Here is a 15,741-nt window from a genome sequence, read left to right as displayed (position 1 = left end):
ATAACGCCAAAACCGCTAGGAAAGGAGGCGAAATTGAGCTCAAACCGCTTAGAGAGCGAATTTGATGCCACAGAAGGTAGAGATCGTTTTTTTCAATTCTTAACTGGTATCCGTGACCTGATCGACCGCACCGTGGGCAGCTCGCCCTCTCGCATGGCAATTTTCGCCTTCGGCATCGTCATTATTTTCTTCACCGTGATGCTCATGTTGCCGCTTTCCTCTAACGACGGCCACGCAGTCGCATTCCACCATGCCCTGTTCACAGCGACCTCTGCCGTGACCGTGACTGGATTGACCACGGTCTCGACTGCCCTTCAATGGTCATTTTTCGGCCAACTTATGATCCTTCTCGCCTTCCAAATTGGCGGACTCGGTACGTTGACCATGACGTCACTGCTCGCCATGGCAGTCGGCAGAAAACTCGGATTACGTTCCAAGCTGATTGCCCAGGAAGCAATGAATATCGGTAAACTCGGCGAGCTGGGTTCGGTGCTGAAAACGGTCGCGGTCACTTCTATTACTTTTGAAGCGGTCATTGCCCTGGTTCTCATTCCGCGTTTCATGCTGTTAGGCGAGTCAGTTTTCCAAAGCATCTGGCATGGAATTTTTTATTCCGTTTCTGCTTTCAATAACGCCGGCTTTACCCCGCACAGCGATGGTCTAGTCCCCTATGGACATGATTTATGGTTGCTGTTGCCTCTGTGCATCGGCGTTTTCATTGGCTCGCTGGGCTTTCCCGTTATTCTGGTCATCCAGCAGAATCCCTTCCGATTCAACCGCTGGAACCTCACCACCAAACTCACGATGATTGGCACAGTCACCCTTCTCGTATTGGGCGCGGTTTTATGGGGCTTCTTCGAATGGTCTAATGCCAAAACTATCGGTTCTTTAGGCATGGGAGACAAGCTGTTGAACTCGTTCTTTGCCTCGGTGATGACACGCTCTGGCGGCTTCAACCTGGTAGATATGAACGATGCTAACCCCATCACGCTTCTGATTACCGATGTGCTCATGTTCATTGGCGGCGGTTCGGCGTCTACCGCCGGCGGCGTCAAAATTACCACCATCACCGTAGTTATCCTTGCGGTCATCGCCGAAGCACGAGGCGACCAGTTCGTCGTCGCTTTCAATAGAACAATTCCCGATTCGGTTCTGCGCATCGCTATCTCGGTCATCATGATGAGCGCGATCATCGTTTTTCTCGGCACCGCCGCCATCGTCTTCATCACCGGCGAGAGCCTGGACCGGGTGCTCTTTGAGGTCATCTCCGCCTACGCTACCTGTGGCCTCTCCGTGGGACTCTCAGCATCCCTTCCGCCATCCTGTATCTATGTCTTAACTGCCCTTATGTTCGTCGGACGTATCGGCATCATTACAGTAGCGACCGGCCTTGCGCTACGTTCGCGTCGCCGTCTCTACAAATACCCAGAAGAAAGGCCCATCATTGGCTGATCGCAACAAAAACAACGTGCCCGTTATGGTCATTGGGTTAGGCCGCTTCGGTGCCGCTACAGCAGCCCAACTCAAACGGCAGAACAAAGAGGTTCTGGCGGTAGAAAAAGATCCCGTTCTCGTTCAGAAATGGTCAGGTTTGCTCACCCACGTGGTCGAAGCCGATGCTACGGATATCGACGCCCTGCGCCAACTAGGAGCAACAGACTTCACCGCTGCCGTCGTGGGGGTTGGAACTTCGGTGGAAGCATCGGTTCTCATTACAGCAAACCTGGTTGACCTAGGAATTGAGCGAATCTGGGCTAAAGCAATCACACCCTCCCACGGCAAGATTCTCTCCCGTATTGGGGCGCACAACGTCATATTCCCCGAAGCAGATGCAGGACGACGCGCGGCGCACCTGGTCTCAGGGCGTCTTTTAGACTACATCGAGTTTGATGATGACTTCGCGATCGTCAAAATGCGCCCGCCCAAGGAGACTCAAGGATTCACTTTGGCAGAATCCGATGTGCGCAGTAAGTACGGCGTCACTATCGTTGGAGTGAAGACTCCCGGCGATGATTTTACGTACGCAACACCGAGTACCAAAGTTTCCAGCCGGGATTTGTTGATTGTCTCCGGCCAGGTGGATTTACTAGAACGTTTTGCTGATCGCCCCTAAAATTCTTTGGTTTTTTCTACGGGTTTAAACCACCTAGTCACAACCTACTTCTCCGTAGAAAATCTACATAACTATCATTTTTGTTAAAAAAACGTCAAATATTTTCTGTTTTTGTATTGGCAATATGCCCTCAAGGTGCTTATGATGGAGTCACCTCTAAAGGTGCGAGTGATTACTGAACGGATTGCGAACCCGTTCAAATCAGTTTAGGACTCTCGACAAAGAGCTGGCATCCCCTAAGCCGGACGTTGAGACAACAAAACTGGAATGCAAACTTTCGAGTGAGCATTCAGGAAAGCTTCGACTGATTCCCTACAGTCGAAGCTTTCTTTTTTTAACTTATGTCGAAGAGACTAACCAGGCACAGCACAAGGTGAACTGGCTGGGTCTGGCGTGAATCACCTCAATGAGCGCCAGCGAATTCAGGTGAGAAGGTTAGTTTCCCGTTGCTGTGCCTAGTTAGCAAGTTACTTGTTATATTCCTGGCTCATCTCGGCAGATTTCTGCGCGTTGGCTGTCATGGCACGCAACGTAAGCTCTTCGATACCGCCCTCCTGAAAAGCCTTAATAGCTTGTTCTGTGGTTCCACCTGGGCTGGTAACAGCTTTGCGGAGATCCTCAGGATTAGGGTCTTTTTCTAGAAGTGCTCCTGCGCCTGCCACGGTGGTTGAGGCGAGATTTTTAGCCAGTTCTTCGTCAATCCCCAGTTCCATACCTGCTTTCTTCATGCATTCTGCTAGCAGGAAGGCGTAGGCGGGACCCGAGCCAGAGAGGGCGGTGACGGCATCCATCTGTTCTTCTTCTACCTGGAAAACCATTCCGACTGCTCCGAGGATTTCCTCTGCCAGTTTGCGTTGCTCAGCGGTGACGGTTGAACCTGCAGAATATGCAAGGGCACCTTTGCCTACGCGCGCGGGAGTATTAGGCATGCAGCGAATGACAGGTTGTTTTTTCCCTGCCGCTTTTTGGAGGGAATCCAGTGAAACGCCCGCGGCAACGGAAATCACCACGGTTTCCTCATCCAGCGCGTCTTTGAGAGATTCAAGGACATCCAGGATGTCATAGGGCTTCACTCCAAGCAAGACTGCCGCAGCGCCTTGAACAGCTTTCTGGTTGGCATCTGCGGACACCTCAGAGGAAAAGACCTCTACCCCTTCTGCTTCTTCTCCCAGCTTCTCTGGAAGCTCCTGAGCGCTTTTGGCGCTGTGGACGGTAGCACGCACGTTCTGGGCATGAAAGCCACTAGCTAACAGCCCTGATGCAATGGCTCCATTCATGGAGCCAGTACCAATAAAAGTTACAATTTTCTCGCTCATCATCTCTCCTTTATGATCTGCCCAAGTGGCGGTGTGCAAACTGCAAAGTCTCATACAACATTTCATCTCGAAGAGCTGCGCTCTTACCCTTGGTTGAGATTTCAGCGCAGACGACGCCGTTCCACTTCTTCTCTGCCAAATATTCGAGGGTCTCAGCTACCGGCTGCGACCCGTATCCGGGCATGAGGTGCTCGTCCATGACCTTGTCCCCACTACCATCTGTCAGATGCACGTGCCCTAGGCGGTCTCCAATTTTCTTCACGAATTCTAACGAATCTACCCTGGCTGCGGCAGCATGGGAGAAATCCCACGTCATCCAGTCATAGTCAAACCGCGTAGGATCCCAGTGAGGGGCATACATTTCTACTTCCTGCCCAGCAGCACTCCACGGGTACATATTCTCCACAGCGATCTTGACGCCCTCTGCCTGCGAAATTTCGCGGACGCCCTCCACGAAGTTCTTGGCATACGCTTTTTGCCAGCGGAAAGGTGGGTGAGCAACAATGACGTTCGCGCCCACATCATTGGTCATTTTCGCTGCCATCTGCATCTTGTTCCAGGCACGACCCCACACCTGCTGGGTAAGCAGAAGAGTAGGCGCGTGGATGGCAGAGATAGGAATCTGAAACTTTTGCACTAGCTCCAAGAGATCGTGGGGTTCTTGGGAAAGTGCGTTTCCGGTAATCATGACTTCCACGCTGTCATACCCTAAATCGACCGCCGTCGAAAAGGTCTCGGGAACGCTAGGCGGAAAGAGGCACGACGTAGAAAGCGCTACCTCTATTTGATGATTCTGCGTACTATCCATCGTGGTCTCCTTGGCGATTTGCATCAGCGTAACTGCACATTAACACTATCCGTTAAAAGTGTAAGCACCCTTCCTGAAAAGGAAGGGTGCTTGATACTGACAGAAGAAAACTAATTATTCAGCAGTTTTCTTCGCCGGAGCTTTTTTCGCCGGCGCCTTTTTGGCAGCGGGTTTCTTTGTTGCTGTCTTCTTAGCTGGAGCCTTCTTGGCAGGGGCTTTCTTTGCTGTCGTTTTGCGTTTGACCGGACCCTTAGCACGTTTTTCTGCCAGAAGCTCTACCGCGCGTTCGTGCGTTACCGACTCTATAGTTTCGCTGCGGGGAACCGTAATGTTGGTGACGCCGTCGGTGATGTAGGGACCAAAGCGGCCGTCCTTAATCACGATCTTTTTCTCAGAAACCGGGTCAACGCCCAGCTCAGCCAGAGGTGGCTTAGCAGTGCCACGACCACGCTGTTTAGGCTGAGAATAAATTTCTTTCGCCTGCTCCAACGTGATAGTGAAAATCTCTTCTTCAGAACCCAGCGAACGCGAATCGGTGCCCTTTTTCAGGTAAGGACCAAAACGACCGTTCTGCACGGTAATATCGTTGCCCTCTTCGTCCTGCCCCAGAACGCGGGGAAGGTTCATCAACTTGAGAGCATCTTCCAGAGTTACCGTGGCAAGGTCCATCGACTTGAACAGTGAACCTGTGCGGGGCTTTTCAGGCTTGGGCTTCTTCTTCGGTTTAGCCCGCCCGTTCTTGTAGTACTCGGTGGGCTGCTCATCCATCCACTTCTGGATGTCTTCTTCGCTCATCTCGGGGATTACTTCGGTGACGTACGGGCCGTATCGGCCATCCCTGGCGACGATAGTTCGGCCGGTCTCCGGGTCTACACCGAGCTCCCGCCCGTCTGATTTACCCTTTTCGATGAGTTCAGCTGCTTTTTCAGCGGTGAGTTCATCGGGAGCCATATCGGATGGAACGTTAGCGCGGATGGGATCGGTAATTTCACCGGTCTCAGTATTAATTTCGCCGCCCATTTCAAGGTAAGGGCCGAATTTGCCTACGCGCAGGGTAATGCCGTCTGCGATCTCAATGGAGTTAATGGCACGCGCGTCAATATCTCCCAAGTTATCGACGATAGGCTTGAGACCCTTTTTGTCTTCTCCACCAAAGTAGAACTCCCCCAGCCAATGAGGACGATTTTCCTCGCCCCGGGCAATACGGTCGAGGTCTTCTTCCATCGCTGCGGTGAATTCGTAGTCTACATAGCGGTTGAAGTGCTCTTCGAGCAGGCGAACCACAGAGAACGCCGTCCAGGAAGGAACCAGCGAACCTGAGCGGTTGTTGACGTAACCGCGATCCATGATGGTAGAAATCGTGGCTGCATAGGTCGAGGGGCGACCAATCCCAAGCTCGTCGAGTGCCTTCACCAAAGAAGCTTCGGTGTAGCGAGGAGGTGCTGTAGTGTCATGCCCTACAGCCTGAATATCGGATGCGCTCAGGGCATCCTTTTCTGCCAGCTGAGGAAGGCGCTTCTCACCCTTTACCTCTTCGGTTTTGGATTCTGCCCGAGTGGCGTCGCGTCCTTCTTCATAAGCTGCAAGGAAACCTCGGAAGGTGATCACGGTGCCGGACGCTGAGAATTCGGCGTCGCGACCATCGGATGCCTGGGCACCCAGTTTGATAGAAGCGGTCGAACCCTTGGCATCTGCCATTTGGGATGCAACGGTGCGCTTCCAAATAAGCTCGTAGAGACGGAACTCATCAGGGCTCAGCGCGCTCTTCACCTGGCTCGGAGTGCGGAAGGAATCACCTGCGGGGCGGATTGCTTCGTGGGCTTCCTGAGCATTTTTCGACTTCGATGCATAGTTGCGAGGTGAACTCGGCACAAATTCAGCACCGTACAGCTCATTCGCCTGTGTACGAGCCGCATTAATCGCCTGGGTAGAGAGCGCCACCGAGTCGGTACGCATATAGGTGATATAGCCGTTTTCATACAGGCGCTGAGCTACCTGCATCGTAGAACGGGAAGAAAAACGTAGCTTGCGAGCAGCTTCCTGTTGCAAAGTAGAAGTGGTAAAAGGAGCCGCTGGACGGCGGGTATAAGGCTTGGTTTCAACCGAGCGAACGGCAAAAGTCGAATCCTTCAGAGCCTCTGCAAGAGAGTGCGCATTCGCCTCATCGAGATGAGCCACCTTAGCTTTGGACGCCGCCTTAAGCACGCCGTCGTCGCCAAAATCCTTACCCGTTGCCACGCGAGCGCCGTCTATCGCCGAGAGTTTAGCGGTGAATTCTTCCTGCTTTGCCGTAGAGAATGTACCGGTCAAATCCCAGTAATTAGCCGATCGGAAAGCCATACGCTCGCGCTCGCGCTCAACCACCAAACGAGTTGCAACAGACTGTACACGACCTGCCGAAAGACCGCGGGATACCTTACGCCACAGCACTGGTGAAAGCTCATATCCATAGAGACGATCAAGCACACGGCGGGTTTCCTGCGCGTCCACTAAGTCCTGATCGATATCACGTAATTCACCGAAAGCACGCTCTACAGCTTCACGAGTAATTTCTGGGAACGTCAAACGATACACAGGAACCTTGGGCTTGAGCACCTGCAAAAGATGCCACGCAATAGCTTCGCCTTCGCGGTCCCCATCGGTTGCCAGATAGAGGGCGTCTGCCTCTTTCAGCTTGCGCTTCAGTTCGGTAACTTTCTTCTTTTTATCAGGATTCACCTGATAGTAGGGTTCAAAGTTATCTTCCAAATCAACCGCAAACTTGCCCACCGGCGACTTCTTCAACTCTTCAGGTAATTCTGAGGGCTGGGGAAGATCGCGGATATGACCCATTGAGGATTCAACCTCAAAGGCATCACCGAGGTAGCCGCTAATAGTCTTCACCTTAGACGGCGACTCTACGATGAGTAGGGATTTACCGTGGTTTGCAGTGGCCTTGGCAGTGGTGGGCACAGCGCTCCTTGAAAATGGTCTCTGGTATATATTGCTCAACAATAGCGCACATTGACTGGCAAAAGTTGAGTGGGTGGGTAGATAGCTCCAGGGCGGTCACAACATTCAAAGAACTCTGCACCGCAAGTTGAACCTCACCCGTTGATGTAACTGAGGCTATTCAAAAGTGTCCTCAGTCCCCAGGCAAGCACAGCACCGGTGAACTAACCTTCTCACCGAGTTCGCTGGCGCTCACTAGGTGATTCATGCCAGACCCAGCCAGTTCACCTTAGTGCTGTGCTTGCCTGGCTCCTCATATATTGAATAGATCTCAACAAAACCGTAACACTAACCGAGGATTCTGAGCTCTCGCCCCGATATAGATTCCGGTGTCACTACCACCCAATTCATGTTCTCCCCGCTGTCTATCCGCACGTCATCCAGCACAGCAGGATTAATCGGCATCTCATGAAAATGCCATTCGGCAGTTCCGTGTACAATCACCGATTTCACGGTATCGCTACGTGCCTCATCAATCTCAAAAGCAACCTGGCGGCTCACCACAATAGAGCTAAAATTTTCACCCGCTTTGGACTGAAAATAGATACGTCCTTGATACACGGCGTATTTCACGGTCAGAATATCTATCTTGTTTCCCGACCGCAGAGCGAGTCTACCGATGCTGTGCGCGTTGAGAAGCGCCCAGCAGGTCTCTTCGTTGAGATCGGTGAGCGGATGGTCGTTCGGTGTTGGGTCTACCATGGAAGTTAGTCTAGTTCCCCGCATCTATTCTCAGGAAACCTTTGAGGATCAACTCACGAATGTGACCTAAGAGTTCCTGCCGCTCGGAATCGCCGTCCCACCCTAGGAGTGCTTCTAAAGCGCCGACGATTTGCCCCACCGAAAGTTCGCCGTCGCAGGCGGAAACGAAGCCGGCAGTCGCCGTTGACTCCAAGATAGTTCGACGCAGACCTGCTCCTTCGCGCAGCAAAATTACACCGGGATGTTCAGCGCCTGGTTCGGTATGTCGTTCTTCGGTGACGTCGGGCGCCACCATGAGATGAAGGGAAAGAAGTTCCTCATCGCTGAGGTGAGCTGAAGAATCGAATAGGTCGATTGCTTCGGTCATAAACGGCCCCAAGGGCTGCTGGATGGGGTAAGTGATTTCCTCGAACCGGCGCAATAAGGGCTCGGTAGTGTCCTTTGCGGGGCGGCGTAGCCAAATCATGCCAAATCCGATCGCACTGACCGAGCGTGCAGAAAAATCAAGCAGGTACCGACGGTAAGACGCCTCAAAGGCAGCCCTATCTGCGGTTTCACTCGAATCTCGCAACCAGGTTTCGGCATACTGCTCAGGGGTGAGCTCTTCACGCTGAATAAACCATGCTTCCATGGAGTCGCCGACCCACTGGCGGGGGCGTTCATCCCACTCTTTTTGTCCCTCAGAATCGCCGGGGATTTCCCAGTTACCCAGCATCTGCGCGGTTCCGCCGTCGTTAAGTACAGTTCCGAGCTGGCGAACTAAAGTAGAAACAATTTGGTCTCCTGCCATGCCGCCATCGCGATAGGTAAATTGGGATGTGGCGTCTTCTCCTTCACAACGCGGGGTAATAACGAAGGGAGGGTTGGACACTACTAGATCGAATTTTTCTCCCTGCACGGGCTCTAGTAAGGATCCCAGCTTGAGGGTGACTCGCTCGTCCTGCTGCTGGGGGTCGATCCCCAATGCCGAAGCGTTGAGTAAAAGGTTAAAAGCGGTAAACCCCAAAGCCCGCTCGGATATATCTGTGGCAGTGACGTGTTCGCAGTGGCTCAGCAAGTGAAAGGTCTGAATTCCACAGCCGGTTCCCAAATCAAGTGCTCGCCTCGTAGCCTGACGTTCGATGAATTGAGCAAGATTTCTCGACGCATGTCCGATTCCCAGAACGTGGTCCTTGCGCAAGATACCACGGCGGATGTGAGCTGGAAGGTCTGAAGCCACCCAGATGTCGACGCCGTCGTCTGCTGAATGAGGGCGTATATCTACCGAAGCGCGGAAAGTTGGTTCGGCTGTCTCTGCAATATTTGGCTCGGCAACACCTAAGGAGCGCAGTAGCGCTACAGCGTTTCCTGAGTTGCTGTTCAGTGCCTGGTCAAGCTCGGATGCTGTCAGTGGGTTTCCCAGCAGAAAGAAAGAAACAATCAAGGCAAGCGCGTCCTCTTGCTCAGATAAATCTGTGGAAGCGGTGAGTTTCTCTATCTGTAGTTGTGCGGGCACTATCTGATCGCGCTGTAAAGCCGCATAGGCGCCATCGCCTAAGAGGGTAGCAATCGCTTCTTGAGAATAATTAGCGGCCCGTAAACCTTCAGCGAATTGCTGAAGAGCGGGCAAATCAGTACTTTGGGGTGCGCCTGGAACATGAGAAAAATCAGAGATAGTCACAGTCTTATTGTGGCACAGTCGCCCATTCGTTTTGGAAGAGTAACACCGCTGAAACACTCCCCTGCTAGCCTTGCATTTATGAGCCTTTCACTTCGCCACGCCAACGAAAAAGACATACCTGCTATTAACGCCATCTACAACGAGAGTGGCGTAGGAACTACTGCCAGCTACGATCTCGAACCGCTCACGGTAGAAGATCAGACACGCTGGTGGGAGGGTTTACAGGCACAGGGCTATCCGGTCATGGTGGCAGTAGATGAGCATGATGCGGTGGCGGGTTTTGCTTATCTGAGCGATTTTAAACTTGTGCTTCTGACGCACACTCTTTATTCCACTCACCCTCAGGAGATGTCATAATGCGTATCTGGTCAATCCACCCGTCGCTCTTGGATTCGAAGGGGCTGGTTGCGTGCTGGCGCGAAACCCTCCTTGCCCAAAAAGTGCTCCAGGGGCTCACGCGAGGCTACACCAACCATCCCCAGCTTCACCGCTTTCGCACGACGTCGAACCCTTTAGAGGCTATCGCCAGCTACCTTCACGGTCTGTGCGACGAAGCAGACTCACGTGACTACCATTTTGACCGTTCAAAGATTGCGGGCATTGCGCAGCTTGAAAAGCCTCTCATTCCCGTAACCGTGGGGCAAGCAGAGTACGAGCTTGCTTTTTTGATGCAGAAAGTCGAAAAGCGGGATGAAAAGTGGTTTGCTGAGCATCTTCACGGACTAGAGAAACCAGCGCTTCACCCGCTTTTCTTCATCGTTCCCGGCGGTATTGAACCGTGGGAGAAAGTGAAAGACATTTAGCTTTCCTGCGCTTATAGTTCAGGGGAGATTTAATCTTCCACCGCTACAGACCCAAGATGCCTCAGCATCTGCAAATCTTTAAGGACGACGTCGCCCAACGGCTCCTCGCGGACTCGTCCCGTCAGTCTAAATCCCTGGCTTTCATAAAAACTCATCGCCCGTTCATTTCCCTCAAGAACCCATAAAATGACTGATTCAACCCCCTGCTCCGTCAGTGCTCCTAACGCATGTGCGAGGAGGGCAAACCCTATGCCTTGTCCAATCTTCGATGGGCGCGCATAGAGCGTATAGATCTCCCCTCTTTCAACGTTGCCTTCACGATCAGCTCCAAAACTGACTACTCCCAGAACAGCTCCTTCGCTATCTAGTGCAACTCGACGTGTCGATTTTCTTTGAGCAGGAGCGATTAAAAGTGTTTCTTCCCAAAATGGTACCCGAGCCTCTATCTCTAAGGAATCCAGGTAGTTCTGGGGCATCAGCCCCTCATAAGCAAACTGCCACCCCAACGTATAAATCTCAGCTAATGCCCGCGCGTCTTGGACCTGAGCATCGCGAATGAAGTAATCCATGAGCACAAACTAACAGAGCGTTCCGCCCCCGTCTATCAGGTTTCTCCATCATTTTCTCCTAGTCTGGGTAAAACCCGAAAATATAATAAAAATAGAGCGCAGCAATATTTATATGCATCAATACTCCCTCTGCTCAATATTTCAAATTCTTACCAAGTTGCGTTATGGCTTGTCAGAAGCATATTTTTCCGGACCAGGGGTGCTCAATCTAAAAGATAGAGGTATGACTGCATGCGGTAAAAAAAATTTATTCCTTCCGCCGTAATTTTCATTACCGACTAGTAATAACAGCAAATTATCCAGTAGACTGACCTTATGGCAGATGCTCAGAATATTGAAAACATTGAAAAGTCAATTGCTGACTGGCAGGCGCGGCTTGCAAATGGTACTTCTCCTGTCTCCCCCGAGATAGTCGAAGAAATCCTTAACAAGCTCCAAGCGGACCTCCAATCCGCAAAGAACGCTTAGTTGCTCCGCATCTACCTTCTGAAGTCACTTTTAGGCACCTTTAAATGACTGTGACCGTGTGTTTAGGGATACACGGTCACAGCTGTTTAACAAAGCATTAGGCGCGATGTGGTTGAACCTCAAGTCCGGACACTGCACTCCACAGATACATCCGATAATCCTCAGACTCACGATTACCCGGCCCATACACCTCAAGATTGACACCCGTGGGCTCAGCCCCCTTGGCAGGAATAAACTCCGAGTGAAGATACTCGAAACCGGGCTTAATGCAATCGGGTACGGCTCCCTGCACGAGCACTGTGGCATACATTGCTGCAGGCACCACCACACCGGTAAGTCCTAACGCAGAAACTTCAGCGATACCCTTCACCATAAAACCAGCGGTATAGGTGAAACCGGTGTCGTCGGCGTCGGGCATCATCACGCCCACCGCCTGCAACTTCTCACAAGCCTGAACCTGTTCCGGGCTTAACTGGGTGAATAAATCCTGCCACACCTGCGCAAAATCGCTCTGCGGGGTAGCTTGGATCGTCTTACCCGCTACCAGAAACGTACCGTATTCAATGAGCGCGGTTTCCATAAACTCCTACTGCGTTTACTGAGTCTGAACAGGTTCTGGGTCGCTCTGCATTGCCTCACGCTTAGCCTGAGATTTCTCAATGCAGCTATCGCACAGCAAAACTAGCGCGCGCCCGCCCATATCATCAAGGTTTTCAAACTTATTCGCCGGGGCACCACAGTGCTCACACTCGCCAATAGTGAGAGTATCGGGAGAGAAATTCATCGTCATGCGCTTATCGAAAATATAGAGAGAACCTTCCCAGAGCCCCGAATCCCCATACTTCTCGCCGTAGCGAACGATGCCGCCGTCAATCTGATAAACCTCTTTGAACCCGCGGTTCTTCATCAGCGCCGAAAGAATTTCACAGCGGATACCACCGGTGCAGTACGTAATAACGGGTTTGTCCTTCAAATCGTCATACTTACCTGATTCGATTTCCTTGATGAAATCGTGGGTGGTGTTGACGTCGGGAACAATTGCGTTCTTGAATTTACCGATTTTTGCCTCGTAGGCGTTGCGACCATCAAAGAAGACCACGTCATCGCGCTCTTCAACCAGCTTGTTCACCTCTTCGGGCTTCAAATGGATGCCACCGCCGACCACGCCGTTTTCATCCACCTTCAACTCATCCGGGGCACCAAACGCCACGATTTCATCGCGGGCACGCACCGACAGTTTGGGGAAGTCAGCCGAACCGCCGTCGGACCACTTGAGTTCCAATTTGCCAAAGCCGGGGTACTGGCGGGTAGTTTTGCCGTACTGTTTGAGGGCGTTGACGTCGCCACCGAGAGTGCCGTTGATTCCATGTTTGGAAATAAGAATTCGCCCTGTCAGACCCAATTTTTCGCACAAAGCACGCTGCCAGAGCATGACGGCGGTGGGGTCGGTGATAGGAGCAAAGCAGTAATACAGGATAATTCGTTCTTGAGCCACGGTTACCATTCTAGTCTTTGCTCTAAATGCGGACGACCATCTTGCCGGTGTTCTTTCCTTCGAAAAGTCCAAGGAAGGCCTCAATGGCCTGGTCGAGACCTTCGACTACCGTTTCGTCGTCCTTGATAGTTCCGTCCATAACCAGCGGGGCGATCTCGGCGCGGAATTCATCGGCGTACTGGAGGTAGTCCTGCAAAACGAAGCCCTGCAGGGTGAGGGATCGGGTAACGATGTTGGTCATGAAGCGCGGACCCTGTAGTGATAGGGGGTCCTCTGCGTTGTACACCGAGATTGCTCCACACAGGGCGGCGCGTCCATAACGGTTCAGGTGCGCTAGGGCTGCTTCGAGATGGTCACCTCCGACGTTATCGAAGTAGACGTCGATGCCTTCGGGAGCTACCTCCGCAAGCTGCTCGAGGATGGGCGCTTCTTTGTAATTGATGGCGTGGGTAAACCCGTAGCGTTCAGTCAAAAGCGCTGTTTTCTCTGCTGAGCCTGCCGACCCGATGACGGCGCGGGCACCGCGATGGCGGGCAATCTGCCCCACAATGGAACCCACAGCTCCTGCGGCACCAGAGACGAAGACGGTATCACCATCTTTCATCTGAGCCACTTTAGTAAGCCCGGCAAAAGCAGTCATGCCGGTAAGCCCCAAAACACCCAAGTACGCCGAGACCGGCTTATCCCCCAACTCGGGTACTGCGGTAAATTCTTCGGCACTCCCCTGAGCGATATCACGCCACCCCATAAAGTGGGTAACCAAATCACCTTCAGAGAACCCCTCGGCACGACTTTCGATGACGCGCCCTACCGCCGAACCCGTCATGGTCTCCCCTAGAGGAAAGGGTGGGATGTAGGATTTCGAATCGTTCATACGTCCGCGCATATAAGGGTCAAAGGAAATGAATTCATTGCGTACGCGTACCTCACCCTCATTCAAGGGCGACAGTTCTACGCGCTGAATATGGAAATCATGTTCGGTGGGAATGCCCTGAGGGCGCTGGACGAGTTGAATCTGGGTGCTGGTGTGAAGATGTTCAGTCATAGCAAGTACAACACGACTCGTTCCCGCCTTATTCCACGATGTTAAAAGAGCCACCCCCACCGCCAGGCACAGTAAACCGCAAAGGGTTCGGCCTACGCCCGGTGGTGGTAGAGAGCGCGAAATTATCGGCGGGTTCTGTAAGCCCTCTGATACTGCGGGGGCACGTAATCGATTTCTGCTTTGAGCTCTGCTGCCGCGTGTAGCGGATAAGCATGATCACGCAGGATTTCTCGACCGTTCATGATGACATCTGCCTGACCGCTACTGACCAAAAATTCTGCTGTACGCGGCTCATTAATCATTCCTACAGCGCTAACAGGAATATCGGCTTCATTCTTGATGCGCGTTGCCGCCGGCACCTGGTATCCCGGGAAAACCGAAATCTTGGCAGGGTAATTTCCGCCGGTAGAAACATCAATCATGTCCACCCCGTGCTCTTTGAGCCAGCGTGCTACCTGCACGGTTTCATCGACTGTAATGCCGCCGTCGACCCACTCTGTTGCCGAAAGACGAGCGAGAAGCGGCATGCCCTCAGGCATCCGCTGGCGCATAGCATCGGCTACTTGGAGCAGAAAGCGAGCGCGATTTTCTAAAGAGCCACCATATTCATCGGTTCTCTCATTTGACAGCGGCGAGAGAAACTCGGTGAGAAGATAACCGTGTGCGCCGTGAATTTCGAGGAACTCAAAACCAGCGTCGACCGCACGCGCGGCGGCATCGCCGTAGGCTTTCACGAGCCGCTTGATGTTTTCGGTGTCCAGTTCCTCTGGATCTTTAAGGCCGGGAAAAGCCACTGCTGAAGGCCCCACTGTAGGCCAGCCGCCTTCATCTTCTGCCAGCAATCCCGAACCGTCGGTACCCCATTCGGGGTGGGTGGAAGCTTTTCGCCCCGCGTGACCAATCTGGATTCCAGCTCGGGCACCAGCGGCTTTGATGCCCTGAACAATGGGAACAAATGCCTCTTTCTGCTCGTCATTCCACAAGCCTAGACAGTGCGGGCTAATACGCCCTTCCGGTTCCACGTTGGTCATTTCCACCACGATGGCGCCTGCTCCACCGCGCGCCATTGAAGCATAATGAACTTCATGCCAAGAAGTGGGCACACCATCTTTATTGAGCGCCGAATACTGGCACATGGGCGGAACCCAGAGGCGATTACGAAACTGCACATCGCGCAATGTGATGGGTTCAAAAAGCTGAGAAGCCATGGAAAAAGACACCTTTCACAGTGAATATGGTCTTAGCCCAGGATAAAACGCCGCCCGGTCATCGTGCTAGGAGTAATCTCTACAAACTCAATTTTCTCCGTACGAATCCACGGGGTAAGAGGCAGCTGCGCAGCTCGCTCCAATTCAGAAGAGTCCGTAAGCAACCGTGCAGTCCCAAAAATATTCACTGAATAGGCAGAACCGCCCTCAGCCTTATCAAATTCAATCGTGACTTTCTCATTGAGGATAAGGTTTGTGAGTTTAGAACCGTGCGCGGTGCGGAAAAAGATTTTTCCTTCAGAAGTAACGATATTGAGCGGGGTAATGAAGACTTCTCCGTTATCTACCGTGCCCAGGCGAGCAAAACTAGTTTTTTCTGCCAGTTCCCAGCACTCAGGCTCGGTGAGCTCAGTAACAGGAGCTTGCTGGGGCGCTGATGAGTTCTGGTGAGTGGATTGAATATTCATCTTAGGTGTAGTCATGGTCACATTATTGCAGTTTTTGGTAGGAATTTTGAGCCCTTACCCCGGTGTATGAGCTTTCTACCGGGGAGTGGGACAATA

At 52.4% G+C, this 15,741-nt stretch carries 16 protein-coding genes; 5 read left to right on the top strand and 11 right to left on the bottom strand.

Features of this window, described 5'->3' with window-relative positions; translation table 11 throughout:
- Positions 1-33 precede the first annotated feature (33 nt).
- On the top strand, positions 34-1,452 hold the full coding sequence (locus tag IDM48_RS02615; protein ID WP_420803876.1) for a TrkH family potassium uptake protein: 1,419 nt from the start codon (positions 34-36) through the stop codon (positions 1,450-1,452).
- Between the two features lie 25 nt (positions 1,453-1,477).
- Complete coding sequence (locus tag IDM48_RS02610) at positions 1,478-2,113, top strand: potassium channel family protein (RefSeq protein ID WP_068170748.1); 636 nt, start codon at positions 1,478-1,480, stop codon at positions 2,111-2,113.
- 467 nt (positions 2,114-2,580) lie between these two features.
- Here IDM48_RS02610 and proC read toward each other — a convergent pair whose 3' ends face one another.
- From proC to IDM48_RS02585, 5 genes are all read right to left on the bottom strand, one after another.
- Complete coding sequence (gene proC / locus IDM48_RS02605; RefSeq protein WP_151145365.1) at positions 2,581-3,429, bottom strand: pyrroline-5-carboxylate reductase; 849 nt, start codon at positions 3,427-3,429, stop codon at positions 2,581-2,583.
- Between the two features lie 10 nt (positions 3,430-3,439).
- Positions 3,440-4,237 (bottom strand): sugar phosphate isomerase/epimerase family protein, encoded by a 798-nt coding sequence (locus tag IDM48_RS02600; RefSeq protein WP_190617930.1) that lies wholly within the window; start codon positions 4,235-4,237, stop codon positions 3,440-3,442.
- Between the two features lie 114 nt (positions 4,238-4,351).
- A complete protein-coding gene (gene topA / locus IDM48_RS02595) occupies positions 4,352-7,189 on the bottom strand; it encodes a type I DNA topoisomerase (RefSeq protein WP_068170664.1) in 2,838 nt (945 codons plus the stop codon).
- Between the two features lie 327 nt (positions 7,190-7,516).
- A complete protein-coding gene (locus IDM48_RS02590; protein WP_068170661.1) occupies positions 7,517-7,930 on the bottom strand; it encodes a pyridoxamine 5'-phosphate oxidase family protein in 414 nt (137 codons plus the stop codon).
- A gap of 10 nt (positions 7,931-7,940) precedes the next feature.
- The gene (locus IDM48_RS02585; protein ID WP_190617928.1) at positions 7,941-9,590 is read right to left on the bottom strand and encodes a DUF7059 domain-containing protein; all 1,650 of its coding nucleotides are present in this window, start codon (positions 9,588-9,590) and stop codon (positions 7,941-7,943) included.
- A 78-nt stretch (positions 9,591-9,668) separates the two neighbouring features.
- Between IDM48_RS02585 and IDM48_RS02580 the strand changes: the two genes are divergently transcribed.
- Both IDM48_RS02580 and IDM48_RS02575 read left to right on the top strand, forming a co-directional pair.
- Positions 9,669-9,947, top strand: coding sequence for a GNAT family N-acetyltransferase (locus tag IDM48_RS02580; protein WP_190617926.1), 279 nt, complete (start codon positions 9,669-9,671; stop codon positions 9,945-9,947).
- Entirely contained in the window at positions 9,947-10,393 is a 447-nt protein-coding gene (locus IDM48_RS02575) for a pyrimidine dimer DNA glycosylase/endonuclease V (protein WP_145176423.1), read from the top strand. Before IDM48_RS02580 ends, IDM48_RS02575 begins: the two co-directional genes overlap by 1 nt.
- Positions 10,394-10,422: 29 nt before the next feature.
- Here the strand turns inward: IDM48_RS02575 and IDM48_RS02570 are convergent, their stop codons facing one another.
- A complete protein-coding gene (locus IDM48_RS02570) occupies positions 10,423-10,962 on the bottom strand; it encodes a GNAT family N-acetyltransferase (protein ID WP_190617925.1) in 540 nt (179 codons plus the stop codon).
- Between the two features lie 315 nt (positions 10,963-11,277).
- Here IDM48_RS02570 and IDM48_RS02565 point away from each other — a divergent pair, with 315 nt between their 5' ends.
- The gene (locus tag IDM48_RS02565; protein WP_158004401.1) at positions 11,278-11,430 is read left to right on the top strand and encodes a hypothetical protein; all 153 of its coding nucleotides are present in this window, start codon (positions 11,278-11,280) and stop codon (positions 11,428-11,430) included.
- Between the two features lie 97 nt (positions 11,431-11,527).
- On the opposite strand, the gene IDM48_RS02560 is transcribed toward IDM48_RS02565, so the two are convergent.
- From IDM48_RS02560 to IDM48_RS02540, 5 genes are all read right to left on the bottom strand, one after another.
- Entirely contained in the window at positions 11,528-12,010 is a 483-nt protein-coding gene (locus tag IDM48_RS02560; protein WP_145176426.1) for a GyrI-like domain-containing protein, read from the bottom strand.
- Positions 12,011-12,025: 15 nt separating this feature from the next.
- Positions 12,026-12,925, bottom strand: a complete 900-nt coding sequence (gene trhO / locus IDM48_RS02555; protein ID WP_190617923.1) for an oxygen-dependent tRNA uridine(34) hydroxylase TrhO — start codon at positions 12,923-12,925, stop codon at positions 12,026-12,028.
- Positions 12,926-12,947: 22 nt separating this feature from the next.
- Positions 12,948-13,970 (bottom strand): NADP-dependent oxidoreductase, encoded by a 1,023-nt coding sequence (locus tag IDM48_RS02550; RefSeq protein ID WP_190617921.1) that lies wholly within the window; start codon positions 13,968-13,970, stop codon positions 12,948-12,950.
- Between the two features lie 122 nt (positions 13,971-14,092).
- On the bottom strand, positions 14,093-15,178 hold the full coding sequence (locus IDM48_RS02545; protein ID WP_190617919.1) for an NADH:flavin oxidoreductase/NADH oxidase: 1,086 nt from the start codon (positions 15,176-15,178) through the stop codon (positions 14,093-14,095).
- A gap of 32 nt (positions 15,179-15,210) precedes the next feature.
- On the bottom strand, positions 15,211-15,660 hold the full coding sequence (locus IDM48_RS02540) for a pyridoxamine 5'-phosphate oxidase family protein (protein WP_233126000.1): 450 nt from the start codon (positions 15,658-15,660) through the stop codon (positions 15,211-15,213).
- Positions 15,661-15,741 lie beyond the last annotated feature (81 nt).

The sequence above is a fragment of the Rothia amarae genome, from assembly GCF_014705945.2.
GTDB classification, from domain to species: Bacteria; Actinomycetota; Actinomycetes; order Actinomycetales; family Micrococcaceae; genus Rothia; species Rothia amarae.
Note: the sequence above shows the minus strand (reverse complement) of the source record. Positions and strands in the feature narration are given on the sequence as shown.

What these genes read in the sequence shown, in the direction of transcription:
- IDM48_RS02610 (WP_068170748.1), top strand. Translation starts at nt 1,478, where the DNA reads ATGGTCATTGGGTTAGGCCGCTTCGGTGCCGCTACAGCAGCCCAACTC.
- proC (WP_151145365.1), bottom strand. Translation starts at nt 3,429, where the DNA reads ATGAGCGAGAAAATTGTAACTTTTATTGGTACTGGCTCCATGAATGGA.
- IDM48_RS02600 (WP_190617930.1), bottom strand. Translation starts at nt 4,237, where the DNA reads ATGGATAGTACGCAGAATCATCAAATAGAGGTAGCGCTTTCTACGTCG.
- IDM48_RS02590 (WP_068170661.1), bottom strand. Translation starts at nt 7,930, where the DNA reads ATGGTAGACCCAACACCGAACGACCATCCGCTCACCGATCTCAACGAA.
- IDM48_RS02580 (WP_190617926.1), top strand. Translation starts at nt 9,669, where the DNA reads ATGAGCCTTTCACTTCGCCACGCCAACGAAAAAGACATACCTGCTATT.
- IDM48_RS02575 (WP_145176423.1), top strand. Translation starts at nt 9,947, where the DNA reads ATGCGTATCTGGTCAATCCACCCGTCGCTCTTGGATTCGAAGGGGCTG.
- IDM48_RS02570 (WP_190617925.1), bottom strand. Translation starts at nt 10,962, where the DNA reads ATGGATTACTTCATTCGCGATGCTCAGGTCCAAGACGCGCGGGCATTA.
- IDM48_RS02565 (WP_158004401.1), top strand. Translation starts at nt 11,278, where the DNA reads ATGGCAGATGCTCAGAATATTGAAAACATTGAAAAGTCAATTGCTGAC.
- IDM48_RS02560 (WP_145176426.1), bottom strand. Translation starts at nt 12,010, where the DNA reads ATGGAAACCGCGCTCATTGAATACGGTACGTTTCTGGTAGCGGGTAAG.
- IDM48_RS02550 (WP_190617921.1), bottom strand. Translation starts at nt 13,970, where the DNA reads ATGACTGAACATCTTCACACCAGCACCCAGATTCAACTCGTCCAGCGC.
- IDM48_RS02545 (WP_190617919.1), bottom strand. Translation starts at nt 15,178, where the DNA reads ATGGCTTCTCAGCTTTTTGAACCCATCACATTGCGCGATGTGCAGTTT.
- IDM48_RS02540 (WP_233126000.1), bottom strand. Translation starts at nt 15,660, where the DNA reads ATGACTACACCTAAGATGAATATTCAATCCACTCACCAGAACTCATCA.